We start from the raw sequence: 16,154 nt of genomic DNA, 5'->3' as shown, positions 1-16,154 counted from the left end.
CATACTGTAAGATTACCTTCTCCGTGTTTTTGTTCTTTTTAAACTTTAACACCCACCTCTGTCGCAAGATTGTATCTTGTGACTTTATTTTTTAATAATTTATCATAGTACATGATAAAATAGTGCACTGATAAAAGGTTTTAAAAGGTCCAAGTTGCAAACTTGAACCAGGATAAGGCATACATTAAAATTACGTTGTCTCTGTTTTTTGTTCTTTTTAAACCTTAATCTTAAACCTTAGTACTTATTTTATTAACTCATAAATATCTCTTGCCGCCATATCATTTTCAGCTGCAATGTCTTTGAGCGTTTGCTCTTTGGTGGCAGTAATATTATTATCCTTTAATATGGTTAATACTTTGTTTATGTCTTTGCCGTTTTCCTGAACAACCTGTTCTAGTGCTTTTTTGCCAATACCTGAACCTGCCATTCCTGTCATTGATGTTTTGGTGATGATATTGTAAATATCAAGAGGAGGACGGTCGTTTATTTTTGCAATTTCAGACAAAGTTTGTTCTGTACTGCTAAATTTTATGTTGTTGGCTTTTAGTTTGTTTTGTATTTTTTCAATGCTGTAGTTTTCCAGTTGCTCCGACAATTCTATTAAAGTTAATAATTCTGCATGAGGAATTGGAGGTTGTTCCACTTTGTTTTCCCACGACTGAGTTAAACTTTCACCTAATTCAATTACAGAACTGAATGGCGGAATGGAGTATAACACACCAATAGAAATCAATAGGGTTAATATACCAGATATCAGCAACTCTCTTTTCTTATTTAAACCTGTGGATGTTTTACTTTTAATATAAGATAGAAATACTTTCCAGTTGATTGAGAATAAGTGAAAGATAGAAAGTATCACAAACAGAAATGAGAAAATGATATGTAGTGCTTGCCAATCTTCCTTTGAAAGTGCTATTAATTTCCAGTTTACCCAGTGCGCTATCCGACCTGCAGGAGCTATAAATAGAATAATGCCTGTGAAAAATATGATTAAAAAAGAAAATAGTAATCCAAAGCTGATGAAACTTCTCCAGCTAAATGTATGTTTTGTTTCCATTGTTATTGATTTTAGTTTTTATTAGGTAAAGTGCATGTAGCACTGATGTCGCAAGATTTTATCTTGTGACGCTTTTATAAATAATATATTTAAGAAATAGACTCCTGTTAATAGTTTTTCATGAAGGTCCAAGTTGCAAACTTGAACCAGTATAAGGACTCTTCTCATAATAATACCACTGCTGTCGCAAGATTGTATCTTGTGACTCTTTTTCATAATAATACAATTATAGAACATGATGTTAGAGTGTTAGCACAAAGGTTTTTATAAAGGTCCAGGTTGCAAACTTGAACCAAACCAGAGTTCTATTCTTGAGGCTCTATTATCCATTATTCCTTTTTCCCTGTTCCTTGCTATTTCAAATGTTCAGGTAACCGATCCATCTGGTTCATGGTTTCATGAGTTTCCTGTTCCCGAACAATATGTGTATTGCCATCCGTATCAATTAATACAATTCTAGGACGGTAATTGATAAACTGTAGCCATTGTGTCATATTATATGCACCAATTCGTTTGATAACTACATGTTCACCTTTTTCCATAACCGGAAAATTGATAGCCTCACGGATAACATCAATATTCATACATAGCGGTCCATAGATGGTTGTATTTTCTAAATCAGGCTGTGTGTATGAGGCAGGTACAATATTATGTTCGTACCAGAAAGATGTGAATAACAGGTTAACGCCTATGTCAATAATTAATGATTTTCGTCCATCAGGTAAACGCTTATTGGCCAATACAGAACCCAATAAGTAACCAGCATCATCAATCAGAGCCCTTCCTGTTTCTAAAAATAGTGTTGGCATATGATCGTAAGGTATGTCTGATTGATGCAAGGCATCTGTAATATGTTCGGCATAATCATCAAAAGTAGGACAAGTATCTGAGCCAGGAAGATATGCTCCTTTTAAGGTATTTTTAGAAGCAAAACCACCTCCTAAATCAATATACTGAATATGATGGTTGTATTTATGAAAAACTCTTACTGCCAATTGTGCCAACTTTGTTGTGGCAATTCCATAGGCTTGGGGAGCCATAATATACGTGCCAATATGCGTATGTAAACCGATTAGTTCAAAACCGGGAGTTTGCATAATTTTGTTCAACACATTCCAGGCCTCACCACTTTCGTAATTAAAACCAAAGCGAAACCATTGGGGATAAATTCCAGCATCCATATTAACTCTTATAGCTACTTTGGCTGTTAATTGAAGCTCTTTGGTAACTGAAGCTATTTCATAAAACTCATCCAGATGATCAATGTGAATCAAAGAGTTGTTTTTAATAGCTTTAATCAAATCTTCGCGCGATTTATCGGGTCCGTTGAAAATAATTTTGTTACCGGGAACTCCGTTTGCAATGGCTTTTTCGTATTCAAAACCAGAAACTACTTCTGCCCATGATCCTTCCTGATGATAAATTTTACAAACCGCATTTAAATAATTGGTTTTATATGACCAGGCAAACTGCACTTTGGGGTATCTTGTTTCAAATGCAGCTAATGCTTTTTTATAAGTATCGCGAATCGTTTTTTCTGATAAAACATATAGCGGAGAACCATATTCACTGATAAGGTTTTTTATGGCAACATCATCAATTTCAGTAATAGGTTGTATGGTTGATTTCATGCCGAATTTATCGGGAACTCCGGCACTAATTTTATTAATAACAGGTTTTTCGTATGGTACTTTTTGCATGACTAACAGTTTTAGAATTTTCCGTGAATTGAAATCTTTTCAAGATCAGACATATCGCCAATCAAATCCCACGAATAACGAATAAATATTTTACCAACTTCATACTCAGTCATTGGTTCTACATGTTCTCCCATAGTTAATCGAACCAAAGCTTCAGGTATGTTTTGTCCAGCCCCAACAGCCAGGTAAACCCATGCCGGAACACGAGGGTTTATCTCAATTAAGTAATATTCATTATCTGTAGTACGAATCATTTCCAGTTCCATACCTCCTCGCCACTGCGTATCTTTAATCAAATTCTGAGTAATGGACAGAAGGGTTTCATCATTTAAGGTAACACCGCCCCAAGCTTTTCCCTTATCGGTAATATATTGTTTACGCATAGGAACTGCAGCTATGGTATTACCTAATCCATCGCCCAAAGCAACAACATTTACCTCTGTACCTTTAACAAATTCCTGAATAATGATTGGTAATCCCCATTTTGCACTGAGTTTATTGAATGCATTAGTAACCTGTTCCTCGTTATAAGCAACATAAGCATCATAAAATTTACCTTTAACTAATATAGGATATTCAAAATCATCTTTTAAATGGTGAATATCGTTGTATGAAGTAATAGATAGACCTTTAGGAACTTTAATGTTATACTTTTTGCCAAAAGCTTCCAGATTACCTTTATTTCTTTCGTCCAATTGTTTTTCTGTGGGTAAAAAAGTCTTGATATTGTTGGCCTCCAGTATATGTTTTAACTTTATAAAAGTAAATAACTCAGCATCTAAATTCGGAATAATCATATCAATAGGATCGATCTCATTTATTTCCAGAATCCGTTCCATATAGGCTTCTTTACCTACTGAAGGATAGGGAATCATATAAGTTGTATCCACCAAATCTTTTAAATAAATGCCGGGTTCAAGATTTTCATAAGCTAAACCTATAATGCGGGCATCAATGAGATTAGACTCTTTAATACCTCTTATAACAGGAATGCCCGGACCTGGGTTATCCGTATTGTTTAAGGCGGTAACCGCAATTGTTATTTTTAGTTTTTCAGGCATGGCTCTATTCTTTCTCGGTCATATTAAAATGCATAAGCATTTGTATGTAGTCGTCAAAATGACGTAAGAATGTAGTTTCCTGAACATCATATTTAGTGAGGAAATATTCTTTTATTTCATCTTCTGATCTGCCTTCAATAAGCAATTCAAGAATTTCGCGACCGGTATTATTTAGTGAAAAAGATTCTCCGGTTTTGGAGTCAAAAACAAATCCGGATTTACTGACGGAAATATGGTTTGAGATTTTCATTCGTTTATATTTTATTTTTTAAGGTCAGATGGAACTCGCCGAAAAAACAATCATTCTCCTGTGTGAGAAAAACTTTCTTATGGCTCGTTTCATAAAAAAATGACTTTAAGGTGCTGTCTCAATTGTTTTGCACTATTGAGACAGCATTTGAGTATCATACCTTTTAGACTTTGGAAAAAGGCTAAGGTTTAATATTTATTCTCTATTATCGCAAACCCCATTTTTATCGGCATCAACAAAATTACCTTGTCTGTTACCCTGACCATTACCTTGTCCATTTCCTCTGCGGTTTCCTTGTTTTACTCCAAATCGGTTTCCGTAGCCACTACCGTTTCCTTGTCTTAAGCATTGTCCATTACCATTTCCTCTGCCGTTTCTGAATGCTTTACCCTGACCATTTCCCTGACCGTTGCCAGTTCCGGCAATGTAGTTATCGCAAACACCATCATTATTGCTGTCAACAAAAGATGTTTTGGCCTTATTAGTTGTTGTATTATCGTTTGTAGTTTGTGCGTTTGCAGTTACAAAAAATGCTGTTAAAGCTAACCCGATGAATAAAATTTTTGCGTTCATAACCAATAATTTTTTAGTTAAACTTGTTTTAATACTTTGGTAAAAAATCAAATACAATGTTGTAAGTGCTTAGAAAACAAATGTCATTTTTCTTTATAAACTTTACACTTGAAACATTATGAACTAATTATTATCATGTCTGTTTTTCCCGAATCCTTTTCCTTGCTTTTGATTTCCTCGTCCATTATGTGTTTCGCTACCAGCAAAAAAGTTTTCAAATATTTCATTTAGCCCGTTGATTTGTTCCCCTGAACAAATAGACTTGATGTCTAAATAATATTGATAAGTAAACTTCTTTAGTTCGCTGTGTAGAGATCCTATCGAATCAGAAATTGAGATTAATGTTTCTGTTTCTTCCGATGTGTTTTTCATTTGGTTTAACATATCTGCTCTAAGCATATTGAGCTCACTGTTTATTCTGCGTGCATTAGAGCGAAACTTTTCATTAATCTTTCTAAACTGATTCATTTGATCCGGACTCAGATTTAGTTGATCTCTAAAGTATCTTCCGTTAAAATTCTGTGTAGTCTTAATGGCTTCAGATGAGGCCTGAGGTAACTCCTTTTTCGATTGGTATACATGTATTCCAATTGATGTAAAAGTTGCCACATTAAGCACTGCCAGAAAGATCACCACGTAAATCAATATTCTTGACGCATTCTTGTTCATACTTTTAAAAGTTTTATTCTGTAATTATCAAGTTTAATGATTCCATTGAAGCATCATTCATTAACATCAATTCTTCAGGGATTGAGTTCTGAGCTGTGGTTGTTTTTTGGTACATATTGCCGGCTGATATACCAATAAACAAAGCCAATGCCACTGAGGCAGTCAAAAGTGCAGGTTGAAGAATTCTTGACAATTCAAAATTTTTGTTCACACTAATTTCTTCTTGTTGATTAATGTGCTCCATAATCCTGGTAGAAATAAAAGGATTGACTTTTAATTCTTTTTCCTGGCTAATAACTCTGTTTGTAATAACCATTGCAGTATAAACTTTATGGCATTCCTCACATTCCTCAAGATGTGTTTTGAGGCTCATTTGAATATCGCCGGATGCATTTCCTTCGATAAAGGATTCGAGTTGTTTTTGACATGATGAACAATTCATAATTGTTTGATTTTATTGGTTAGACACAGAATACAAAATTTTCCTACGGGCATATTTAATTTTTTTTCAATAAATGTGATATTTTTTTCTGAAGGTTAGCTTTCGCCCTTTGTAACAGGCTTTCTACAGCCCCTTCTGTAATTTCCATGATAGTGGCAATTTCCTTTTGAGAAAGCTCTTCATACTTACTTAAAACAAAAGCTGTTTTCTGCTTATCAGATAAACTCTCAATTACTTTGGAGATCATTTCTGTATGCTCATTTGTTATCAATATATCCTCAGGATTACTATAATCTGATATTTGTATCTGAGGTTTTGAGGTTAATGAATCCAGTGCACTCTCAATTCTGTCAAATAAGTTTCCTTTCTTTTTTCGAAGAAAATTGAGACTTAAATTAATAGCGATGCGATAAATCCAGGTTGAAAAAGCGGCGTTAAACTTAAAGTTGCTGAGTTTTTGATAGACTTTAATAAAGGTTTCCTGGGTAAGATCATTGGCATCTTCCTCACAATGAACATATCCCATGCAGGCACGAAATATCTGATCCTGATATCTTTCTATCAAAAATCGATATTGGTCTTTATTGCCGTTTAATATTTCTTTTATAATGTCAAAGTCAGACATTTAATATATGTTTTAAGAATAAGCTCAAATAAATTTAGTGCTTATTATTTTAAAACATGAGAAAATATTAAAATAGTTAGTTATGAAGGTATTCAATAAGGTGTTCTCAATTTTGATATATTGCAGACTTTATTGCTTTTGTGTATTTAAAGAAACCTCATAAAGGTTACACTTTAACCTTTTTCGTGATGAGCTAAATTTCCCAACTGAGTTATTCAGATTAAATGTATCAATTAAGGTAATTTTGCTGTTTTGTATAAATTCCTTTTCAGGAAGATTTTGAGCAAGTAACCAAAATGTATTTTCCAATGGTATATCTATAGATTCATCGTCGGAATCAATATTCTTGATTTTTTCTCCATATTGCCAAATGATTTCTGGAGCAATGTAACCATATCCATAAACTTTCAGTTTTTTTTCCAAGGCCAGCCCCTTTAAATGATCAATAGGTTGATAATCCGGACTTTCTATTTTTTTTGTAAGTGGTAAAAGTAAGTTTGCCAGAACTATAAATTGAAAAATACTTCCTACAACAGCATTACTTACGTGTTTTTTTCTAAGATTAATTAAGGTATATATTCCAATAGCCATAAGTAGGCACAACAGAATAATAAACGAAATATTATATAGCGGAAGGTTAAACTCTTTAATAAAATATATCTCAGCAAGAACAGGTGCAACTATTGAAATAACAGATATAAGTATAAAGTGAATGTTTATAGGAAGCCTTTCCCATTTTTGTTTTAGTTGAGTAAAGTTTTCTGCCAGATAATTAAGGTAAAAACCAATTGTAAATGCAAGAGGAATTAAGGCCGGAACAACATATCTGGTTTTCTTTTCTGGTATTATGGATAATAAAATAACAGATAGAATAGTCCAGAAAAAGGCAAGCTTATACTCTTTATTTTCTTTAAATCTCTTGTTTGTAAAAAAGTAGATCAAACTAAATAGTCCAGGTATGGCCCATATACCATTTTGAACAAAGAAATCCCAGTAATAATAGAACGGTTTAACATTGTAGCTACTCCAGTTTGATGTTTCTTTTTTAGTAATAGTTGCAAATGTGTGCGGATCTAATAATCGTACTGCTATAAACCAAAATGTACCAACAACAACAGCAAGTAATATTAAAACAATAACGTGTGATCGTTTTATGGAAATAGCCTTGAAACCGTATGTAATAAAGTATGATATAATAAATGGTAAGAATAAAGCATATAGCGAAACAGGACCCTTGCTTAAAAAAGAAAAGCCCATAAAAACTCCTGAAAGTACTGCGTTTATTATTTTGTTTGAATCAGTTTTGGATGATCTTATCAGGTAATAAATCCCCATCAACATAAAACCATGCGTAAAAATGTCCCAGCTTCCTTCAATGGTGATAACCAAAATATATAAGGAAGTAACGCTAGCCAGCGATGTAAACAAATTTAGCTTACGGTTATTTACAAAAAGTTCAGATAGCTTAAATATATATATGCCTAATAATAATACCATTAAAATTAATGGTATGCGTAGTGCAAAAGTGCAGGTTTTGCCAAAAAGCAAGCCAGAAACTGCAGTTAACCATGTTGGTAAAGGCGGTTTTTGGTAGCGGGCAATTCCATTCATTGTTGTTAAAAACCAGTTGCCATCATTAAACATTTCTCTGGCTGTAATAAAATTACGGGCTTCCATAATGGTTACATCCAAATACATGGTTAATGGTAATAATGCAAATACAGATACAATAGCAATTGTTATATATGGATATTTACTGGCTATTTTAAACATTTACTTTTGTTTATAATATATTATGATATTTCGTGTATAAATAATAAATCCAAACATTTGTCCGGTAAAGAGAACTATGTCTTTACGGAAAATAGCATAGATAATAATGAGTAATGCTCCAATGAAACTTAAAATCCAAAAAATGATAGGAAGGTAAGATTCTTTTCTTTTTTCAGAATAGATCCATTGTACTATAAAGCGAAAGTTGAAAGTGATCTGCGAAATGATACCTAAAGATAACAACCAAACAGGAATATTTTCATTCTTAAATAGTTGCTGTATATCCAATTCGTTGTTGTTAAAGTAATAGGCTGTGATCAGTATCGGGAACAAATAAATGAGTACACGAATAACAGCCGGGAACTTTTTCCACTTGTTTTGTAGTTGCAGATTACGAATGTAAATAAAGTAGTTTAATCCTTGCCCAAGCATTATGGCAAAATCATCTCGTAAATCGCCATAAATAAATAATAGAATGGAACCGAATAAACTGAAAAACCAAAAAATTGAAGGCGTAACAACTTGCTTCTTTTTTTCAGAGCTAATCCACTGTATAATTAACCTTAATGAAAACAGAATTTGAGCAGAAAATCCTATGGATAAAACAATAATATTGTTCATTATGATTTTGTGTCAATGTCGTAGTTAATATATTTTTTCTTCATCCATAAATAGGCAAAACAATCTAATAACGGTCCTATAAGCCTGTTTGAAAGTCCAAATTTAGCTTCTCCTGCTATTCTTGGAAAGTGTTGGACCGGTACTTGTTTTATTTTTCCGTTCTGTAATAAAATCATGGCAGGTAAAAAGCGGTGCAGGCCTTTAAACATTGGAATCTTCTTGGCGTATGACGTATGAATAATTTTTAAAGGACATCCCGTATCAACAACACCATCATGCGTAAATGCTTTTCTGAAAGAATTGGCAAATTTAGATGAAAATCGTTTTACAAAACCATCATTACGTGTTGCTCTGATGCCTGTTACTATTTCATATTCATCGGTATATTGAAGTAAAAGATTAAAATCTTCAGGAGTAGTTTGTAAATCGGAATCTATATAGCCAACAAGTTCTGTTTCGGCATAGTCAAAACCTGCTTTTATGGCAGCACTAAGTCCATTGTTTTTGGTAAAGGAAATATATTCAAAATCGATATTTCTATTGCAGATTGTTTCTATAAGTTGTTGACTATTATCTGATGAGCCATCATTAACTAATAAAATCTTTGTAGGAACAGAGGCTTTTTGTAAATAGCCAGCCAGTTCCTTTTCCACACGTATCAAGTTCTCCTCTTCGTTAAATACAGGAACTATAATAGTCAATTTATAATTCATGATATATTTTTATTTTAATGTATTTGTTTTTGTATGTTGTTCAATGCGTCAAAATCGGGGGTAAAGATATTTAAATATGCAATTCTATTGCTAAATAAATGTGTGAAACCAATAATATTCGTTCTCAATTAATAAAAAAAGTCATTCAATTTATATGTTAATAATATTTGTGTTAAGGTTTTATATGCTTGAATACATGCAGAATAAGAATTTTGGATAATGATGTTTTGTATAGGATAAGGAAAATAAAAAAGCCGGAAATCTATTTTGATATCCGGCTTGTGATATTGTATTAAATAAAATAATCTATTCTGAAATATCTTCGAGCATAAAAATAAAGCTGTATTCTAATGCTGTTTCTTTATATCTTTTAAAACGCCCTGAAGCACCACCATGACCTGCTTCCATATTGGTATGCATCATTAAAATGTTGTTATCTGTTTTTAAGTCTCTTAATTTGGCAACCCATTTGGCAGGTTCCCAATATTGTACCTGAGAATCAAATAACCCGGTTGTAACCAACATGTTTGGATAGTTTTGAGCCTTTACATTATCATAAGGTGAATATTTCATCATGTAATCATATGCTTCTTTTTCTTTAGGATTTCCCCATTCATCAAATTCATTTGTTGTTAGAGGAATGGTTTCATCCAGCATGGTTGATACCACATCAACAAATGGAACGGCTGCAATAACTCCATTGTATAATTCAGGAGCCATATTAACCACTGCACCCATTAATAAACCTCCGGCACTACCACCCATTGCATACAAATGCTCTGGTGAAGTGTAATTTTCATTTATTAAAAATTTGCTGCAATCAATATAATCAGTAAATGTGTTTATCTTTTTCATCATTTTTCCATCTTCATACCATTGTCTTCCCATTTCCTGTCCTCCGCGTATATGGGCAATAACATAGATGAAACCTCTGTCAAGTAGACTTAATCTTGTTGAGCTAAACCAGGGATCAATAGAGTTACCATAGGAACCATAGGCATATAATAACAGCGGTGCAGTTCCGTTTAATGGTGTTGTTTTTTTGTATACAACAGATAGCGGAATTTTTGTACCGTCTGTTGCGGTAGCCCATTTACGTTCTGTAACGTATTCTGAAGGCGTATGGCCTCCAACAACCTCCTGTACTTTCTTGATTTCCTTAGTTTTTTTATCCATATCATAATCAATGGTAGAAGCCGGAGTTGTCATTGAACTGTATACATACCTGAGTTTTGAGGTGTTAAAATCATTGTTTGCTGTTGTATAAGCAATATACACAGGTTCTTCAAAGTTCAGATAATGTTCGTCTTTAGTTTGTTGATTAATAATACGTAACTGTATCAAGGCATTTTTTCTTTCGGTAATTACAAGATAGTTGCTAAAAATATCAATTCCTTTTAGTAACACATCTTCTCGGTGTGGAATCACTTCTTTCCAATTGCTAATATCTGTTTTGTCTTCAGGAGTTTCCATAAGCCTGAAGTTTGTTGCTTCATTATTGGTTAAGATGTAAAACTTATTCTGGTAATGGTATAAACTATATAAATGATCAGTTCCTCTTGGTGTAAATTGTTTAAAAGTTCCTTGGGGATCATCAGCATTTAATATCTGGTAATCACTCACCAATGTACTTCCTTCTGATATGATAATATATTTATCAGATTTAGATTTATATACACCAATATAAAATGAAGGATCTTTTTCGTGATAAACCATTACATCTTTATCTGTGTTTGAGCCAAGCTCATGTCGCCAGATTTTTTCACTCAATAGCGAAACCTTATTCTTAGAAGTATAAAAGAATGTTTTATTGTCGTTTGCCCAGGCGCCACCGGGTTGAGTATTTGGAATTTCATCTGTATAATATTCTCCTGTTTCAAGGTTTTTAAAGCGTATTGTATATACTCTTCTACTAACAGTATCCTCAGCAAAAGCCAATATTTTATTATCCTGACTAATTCTTAAGCCTGTTGCAGCATAGTATTCATGACTTTTAGCCAGATTATTAACGTTTAAAATAACTTGTTCTTCATTATCTAGAGTTTCTTTTTTTCTACAGAAAATAGGGTATTCATTATCTTTTTCATATTTAGTATAATACCAATATCCATTTGAAAAGTAAGGAACAGATTCGTCATCTTTTTTGATACGTCCAACAATCTCATCAAATAATTTAGACTGTAGTGCAGTTGTATTCTTCATTACAGAATCGGTATAGTTATTTTCTGCATTTAAATAATTTAAAACCTGTTGAGTTTGTGCATCCGGTTCTGAAGCATTCTTTTGCTCATCGGTTAAGCGCATCCAAAAGTAGGGATCAACTCTGGTATTGCCATGAATTGTTAACAACGAATCCTTTTTTTCAGCTTTAGGAGGAGTGGGTAGGTTGGTGGGAAATAATTGCTTTTGTTTTTGTGAGTTTGTGCAGCTAAACATGATAATGCTCAAAATGAGCCATTGAAAAATTGATTGCTTCATATAAATGTCTATTTGATTTGGAATGATTTTAAAACTACTGACAAATTACTATAGATTTCTTGATAAAACACATGATTTTGTAATTTATGATTTATTAACACTTGTGTAATAATCATAAATTAAGGTAGTTAGAGTGTGTAGTGAATGCTGTGATTTATTTTAGTCAAACAAAAATGAATGTTTGTCGTAATATAAAGCATATTCGTCAAAAAAGGATTTAGAGTTAGTTATATAGACATCATTAGGTGTTTAAAGGTTATTAAAAATTTTTAGTTATGATTTGTTGGGTGTTATAAAAGAATAGTAAATATCCGTTGAAGGGCATGATAAGTAGGGTTTTAGGATATTTATTATTTAGGTAGGAGAGCTAAAATAGAATGGCAGCATAGTTTTATGTTGCCATTTTTTTTTGACTAAACCTTTTGTTAATTTGGTTAATTCGGTATTGGTTTACCCCAAAAATATTTATTTTGAACAAAAAAAATCGTAAATTGAATAGACGAAGGTTCATCACATGTTCCTTTTATACCAATTATTTAGAGTTTTTTTAGTAAACCTAATACCTGAAATTATGAAAGATGATGTTATAATAAAGGTGAAACACTTTTCTATCACAATCCTATATGCTATCCTTGTTTGGTTTTTAGATTCAACTATTGATTATTTGTTTTTTTCTGAAGGTAAAAGTTTTTCGGATATTGCTTTTTTTCAAATCTCGAGTATTGAATTGTATCATCGTTTAATTTTTATTGCATTTATCCTTTTGTATGGTGTTATTCAGGGAATTGGATTGTTGCATCAACGACAAAAGAATATTGCGTTTCGTAAAGTGAATAATGAGTTACTTGTAAATAAAAGTAAACTTATAAAAGCCAATGAAAATCTTTCAATGAATAACGATAAATTCATTAGCTATCTTGAAAATTCACCATATGGAATTATGGTACTTTATCCCAGCAAAACTATTTACGAAGGTAATTCCGAAATGGGAAATATTTTTGGATGCTCCAGACATGAATTAGAGAAACTAACATTTTGGGATTTGATTCCGGATTTTGCAAAAAAAATGGGGATAGATCTTTTTGACAAAGTAGATAGAGAGGGAAGTGGTTCAGCAGATTTACCATATTTAAATCATATAAAAGAAATCCGTTTTTGTAAAATAAAAGCCATTAAGTTGGATGATGGCAATACTCTCGTATTTTTTACTGATATAACAAAAAGTTTGGAAGCTGATAAAAAGCTCAAGGAAAGTGATAATAGGTTCCACTCTATTTTTAATGATGTAGATAATATTGCTGTTCAGGGATATGATAAGGATAGATCCGTGATTTATTGGAACAGAGCAAGCGAAGTTTTATATGGTTATTCAAAAGAGGAGGCTATTGGGCAAAAACTCGAAGATTTGATCATACCTGAGAATATGAAAGAAAATGTTATTGCAGGAATAATTAATTGGTACGAAAATAACGAACCCATACCTTCAGGTGAGCTTTACTTAAAATGCAAAAATGGTAAACCAGTACATGTGTATTCCAACCATGTGATGATTAATAAACTAAATGGGAAAAAAGAGATGTTCTGTGTTGATATTGAGTTGGATCACTTGTGTAATAAAAAGGAGCAACTGGTGAACGTAAACAAGAATTAATTGCGGCAAAATATACAAATAACGATCTGTTTGATAGGGTTGGTTTTTAACAACAACGGAGTACTAATATATTGATTTAGTACTCCGTTTTAATTGTTTACTTATTAGTAGTTATGGTTTTATAAAGCAATGCAAAATGAGCTTTGTAGGCACCTTTGGTTTTACTTTTTACATACTTCTCAGCTTTGTTTAATTCATTTAAAGCAGCCATAACCACAAAATGATCAGCGTAATTTATTTTTGAGGCATTTCCTGCAGCTAAAGATGATTCTGTATCAATACCTTCATTCATAAGTTTTGAAGAACTTTCTTTTTTAAGATGATTCTTTGCTCCATATGCCATGTTAATCAGGTTATGTACATAACTCTGCTGTAGAATGATTTCAGTTTCGGTAAGTTTACCATCTTTAGATAATCCCCAAATTAAACGACTTAATTCACTTAAATACTCCTCAGATGTGAAGTTAGGGCGAAATGTTTCAATTCGTTGGAAGAAGTAACCACTCATCATTTGATCAAGTGAACCAACAATTAAATTGTAGTAATCTTTTTTTAGTGAACCAACTCTGTCTTCAATATCTTTACTTACAATCCATTCGCTGTTAGCCATTTCATGAACCACCCATCGAATAGCTTCCATTTGTTTTTCTTTTGAAACCGGAGTCTGAAGTGGAATATTTTCTCCCTCAACACCCAAATACTGGTATGCCCCACCAATATACGACATAGAGTGCTCTAAATATCGTTCATATTGCTTGGTTAATTCTTTATAAATCTGGCGCAGGTAATCGTATTCTTTGTTGGGCTCAGTGCACCAATCAACCAGATTATTCATGATTATTTTGAGATTCTTAATTCCATAAGTTCCGGCTTTAACCGCATCATCGCCTAATGCTTCTGCCTGAGCTGCCGGATCGCCCGAAATTCCCATGGCAAATTGAGGAGTGAATCGATACATCGGGTCATCAGCACGATCTAAAATCCATTGATTTAGAGTGGCGAATTCATCGCAAGGATTTTCTACATCAGGTAACCATTGGTAACCATATTTAATTCCAAAAATATCGTAAATTCCCATTAATGGAGGAGCCAGTTCGGTTACATTATCACCTGGTTGGGCAATGTAATTATTCCTTGCATAATCCATTATTGAAGGAGTGGTTCCGTATTTTTTAGTAAAAGAGGGTGAACGCAACGAATCAACAGGAAAAGCATAGGATGCTCTCATGTTATGTTGAAATCCTAAACTATGTCCCATTTCATGGGCAACAGCGTAACGAATTAATCTTCCCATTAATTCATCTGAAAATACTTTTTCATGAGAAGCTGCCTCAACAGCACCACACTGGATCAAACGCCAGTCGTGTAATTTTTCAATTACATCGGCAAACCAATAAATATCACCCTTTAAAATTTCGCCTGAACGAGGATCAATCCAACGTGTTCCCATGGCATTAATGGTATTGTTGGGAACATAGCGAAAACAAGTGTTCTGAAGGTTATCAGGATTAAATTCCGGATCGTCAGGGAATGGTTTTGCCTGAATGGCATTTTTAAAACCACAGGCTTCAAAAGCTACCTGCCAGTCTTCAATACCAAGCTTTACATATTTTTGCCATCTCTCAGGTAATCCATTGTCAATATATACGATGATGGGTTTTTTAGGCTCAACCAACTTTCCATTCAAATAATCATTGATATCCTTTGTTTTTGGCTCTAACCTAAAACGATGTATATACTCTTCTTTAAATGAAGTGGAACCATTATCAATGAAGAATTTTTTGCTGCTCGAAAAGTAATTCATTCTTCGGTCGGCTAATCGGGGCATCATGGTTTCTTTAGGCAATAATACAATTGAACGATTAATCAATGCCCTAAAAGGAAGGGTGTTGGTACTATAGTTAAAATAGGATTGTAGTTCAACATTATTTTCAAATACCTGAACTTTATCCAGGTATGATGACGCTTTTTCGAGCTTGCCCGGTTTTCCCTTACTGGCAAATGGTGTTACAATGGGTAATTCACTGGCAAAAAAATCTGTAACATCAATTACCAAAGTGCTGTCTTGACCAATTGCTTTAATAGGGAATGTTTCCAGTACTGGTGTTAAATAGTTTCTTTCAAAAGCTTTTTTAATATTACCACTGTTTTTAGTAAGAGTTGCTTTATCACTGGGTGTTAAAAGATAAACGTTTTTTTCATCGTGCGAAAACTGAATAACAATAGGATTTCGTCTTAATTCACCGGCAAACCCTTTTCCTTTATTCGGATCACTAACCTCTGCAATTTGAGATGCAATTAAAAACTCGCGCATGAACAGAGAATCCGGGATTTCAAAGTACAATTTATCATTGCTCTTATGAACAGTAAACATCCCTGAATACGTAGTGTATTCAGGAGTGATTACTTTTTCGTATGGTTTAATCGTTCCGTTACTGTATGACTTCTTTTCAGAGTTATCATTGGAAGCCTTAAGCGAAAAGCTACTTATGAGTAAGGCTATTAATATGAAATATATCTTCATTATTTTTATATTTA

At 33.1% G+C, this 16,154-nt stretch carries 14 protein-coding genes; 1 reads left to right on the top strand and 13 read right to left on the bottom strand.

Annotated elements, in window-relative coordinates:
• Window positions 1-244 precede the first annotated feature (244 nt).
• From OM075_RS08875 to OM075_RS08820, 12 genes are all read right to left on the bottom strand, one after another.
• Window positions 245-1,060, bottom strand: coding sequence for a DUF4405 domain-containing protein (locus OM075_RS08875; protein ID WP_301190143.1), 816 nt, complete (start codon window positions 1,058-1,060; stop codon window positions 245-247).
• A 353-nt stretch (window positions 1,061-1,413) separates the two neighbouring features.
• On the bottom strand, window positions 1,414-2,760 hold the full coding sequence (locus tag OM075_RS08870) for a type III PLP-dependent enzyme domain-containing protein (RefSeq protein WP_301190142.1): 1,347 nt from the start codon (window positions 2,758-2,760) through the stop codon (window positions 1,414-1,416).
• An 11-nt stretch (window positions 2,761-2,771) separates the two neighbouring features.
• The gene (locus OM075_RS08865; protein WP_301190141.1) at window positions 2,772-3,821 is read right to left on the bottom strand and encodes an ATP-grasp domain-containing protein; all 1,050 of its coding nucleotides are present in this window, start codon (window positions 3,819-3,821) and stop codon (window positions 2,772-2,774) included.
• Window positions 3,822-3,825: 4 nt separating this feature from the next.
• A complete protein-coding gene (locus tag OM075_RS08860; protein ID WP_301190140.1) occupies window positions 3,826-4,071 on the bottom strand; it encodes a PqqD family protein in 246 nt (81 codons plus the stop codon).
• A 195-nt stretch (window positions 4,072-4,266) separates the two neighbouring features.
• Complete coding sequence (locus OM075_RS08855; protein WP_301190139.1) at window positions 4,267-4,644, bottom strand: hypothetical protein; 378 nt, start codon at window positions 4,642-4,644, stop codon at window positions 4,267-4,269.
• Window positions 4,645-4,767: 123 nt separating this feature from the next.
• Window positions 4,768-5,313 carry a Spy/CpxP family protein refolding chaperone gene (locus tag OM075_RS08850; RefSeq protein WP_301190138.1) on the bottom strand — a complete coding sequence of 182 codons (546 nt, stop codon included), beginning with the start codon at window positions 5,311-5,313 and terminating at the stop codon, window positions 4,768-4,770.
• A gap of 13 nt (window positions 5,314-5,326) precedes the next feature.
• Window positions 5,327-5,755 carry a zf-HC2 domain-containing protein gene (locus OM075_RS08845; protein WP_301190137.1) on the bottom strand — a complete coding sequence of 143 codons (429 nt, stop codon included), beginning with the start codon at window positions 5,753-5,755 and terminating at the stop codon, window positions 5,327-5,329.
• A gap of 55 nt (window positions 5,756-5,810) precedes the next feature.
• On the bottom strand, window positions 5,811-6,380 hold the full coding sequence (locus OM075_RS08840; RefSeq protein ID WP_301190136.1) for an RNA polymerase sigma factor: 570 nt from the start codon (window positions 6,378-6,380) through the stop codon (window positions 5,811-5,813).
• A 129-nt stretch (window positions 6,381-6,509) separates the two neighbouring features.
• Window positions 6,510-8,153 (bottom strand): ArnT family glycosyltransferase, encoded by a 1,644-nt coding sequence (locus OM075_RS08835; RefSeq protein WP_301190135.1) that lies wholly within the window; start codon window positions 8,151-8,153, stop codon window positions 6,510-6,512.
• Window positions 8,154-8,774: a lipid-A-disaccharide synthase N-terminal domain-containing protein gene (locus OM075_RS08830; protein WP_301190134.1), complete on the bottom strand. Its 621-nt coding sequence runs from the start codon at window positions 8,772-8,774 to the stop codon at window positions 8,154-8,156. It abuts the gene before it with no gap.
• Window positions 8,774-9,487 (bottom strand): glycosyltransferase family 2 protein, encoded by a 714-nt coding sequence (locus OM075_RS08825; RefSeq protein ID WP_301190133.1) that lies wholly within the window; start codon window positions 9,485-9,487, stop codon window positions 8,774-8,776. The genes OM075_RS08830 and OM075_RS08825 overlap by 1 nt, the downstream gene beginning before the upstream one ends.
• A gap of 306 nt (window positions 9,488-9,793) precedes the next feature.
• Window positions 9,794-11,965, bottom strand: a complete 2,172-nt coding sequence (locus tag OM075_RS08820; protein WP_301190132.1) for a S9 family peptidase — start codon at window positions 11,963-11,965, stop codon at window positions 9,794-9,796.
• Window positions 11,966-12,536: 571 nt separating this feature from the next.
• On the opposite strand from OM075_RS08820, the gene OM075_RS08815 reads away from it, so the two are divergent.
• Window positions 12,537-13,616 (top strand): PAS domain-containing protein, encoded by a 1,080-nt coding sequence (locus tag OM075_RS08815; protein ID WP_301190131.1) that lies wholly within the window; start codon window positions 12,537-12,539, stop codon window positions 13,614-13,616.
• Window positions 13,617-13,713: 97 nt separating this feature from the next.
• Here OM075_RS08815 and OM075_RS08810 read toward each other — a convergent pair whose 3' ends face one another.
• Window positions 13,714-16,140, bottom strand: coding sequence for a zinc-dependent metalloprotease (locus OM075_RS08810; RefSeq protein WP_301190130.1), 2,427 nt, complete (start codon window positions 16,138-16,140; stop codon window positions 13,714-13,716).
• Between the last annotated feature and the right edge of the window lie 14 nt (window positions 16,141-16,154).

The organism is Plebeiibacterium sediminum (assembly GCF_026013605.1).
Classification (GTDB): domain Bacteria; phylum Bacteroidota; class Bacteroidia; order Bacteroidales; family Marinilabiliaceae; genus Saccharicrinis; species Saccharicrinis sediminus.
The sequence above is the reverse complement of the archived record's forward strand: the minus strand, read 5'-3'. Positions and strand labels throughout refer to the sequence as shown.

Coding starts and splice junctions, on each gene's coding strand:
- OM075_RS08810 (WP_301190130.1), bottom strand. CDS start 16,140: ATGAAGATATATTTCATATTAATAGCCTTACTCATAAGTAGCTTTTCG.
- OM075_RS08860 (WP_301190140.1), bottom strand. CDS start 4,071: ATGAAAATCTCAAACCATATTTCCGTCAGTAAATCCGGATTTGTTTTT.
- OM075_RS08855 (WP_301190139.1), bottom strand. CDS start 4,644: ATGAACGCAAAAATTTTATTCATCGGGTTAGCTTTAACAGCATTTTTT.
- OM075_RS08840 (WP_301190136.1), bottom strand. CDS start 6,380: ATGTCTGACTTTGACATTATAAAAGAAATATTAAACGGCAATAAAGAC.
- OM075_RS08825 (WP_301190133.1), bottom strand. CDS start 9,487: ATGAATTATAAATTGACTATTATAGTTCCTGTATTTAACGAAGAGGAG.
- OM075_RS08850 (WP_301190138.1), bottom strand. CDS start 5,313: ATGAACAAGAATGCGTCAAGAATATTGATTTACGTGGTGATCTTTCTG.
- OM075_RS08835 (WP_301190135.1), bottom strand. CDS start 8,153: ATGTTTAAAATAGCCAGTAAATATCCATATATAACAATTGCTATTGTA.
- OM075_RS08870 (WP_301190142.1), bottom strand. CDS start 2,760: ATGCAAAAAGTACCATACGAAAAACCTGTTATTAATAAAATTAGTGCC.
- OM075_RS08875 (WP_301190143.1), bottom strand. CDS start 1,060: ATGGAAACAAAACATACATTTAGCTGGAGAAGTTTCATCAGCTTTGGA.
- OM075_RS08845 (WP_301190137.1), bottom strand. CDS start 5,755: ATGAATTGTTCATCATGTCAAAAACAACTCGAATCCTTTATCGAAGGA.
- OM075_RS08830 (WP_301190134.1), bottom strand. CDS start 8,774: ATGAACAATATTATTGTTTTATCCATAGGATTTTCTGCTCAAATTCTG.
- OM075_RS08820 (WP_301190132.1), bottom strand. CDS start 11,965: ATGAAGCAATCAATTTTTCAATGGCTCATTTTGAGCATTATCATGTTT.
- OM075_RS08865 (WP_301190141.1), bottom strand. CDS start 3,821: ATGCCTGAAAAACTAAAAATAACAATTGCGGTTACCGCCTTAAACAAT.
- OM075_RS08815 (WP_301190131.1), top strand. CDS start 12,537: ATGAAAGATGATGTTATAATAAAGGTGAAACACTTTTCTATCACAATC.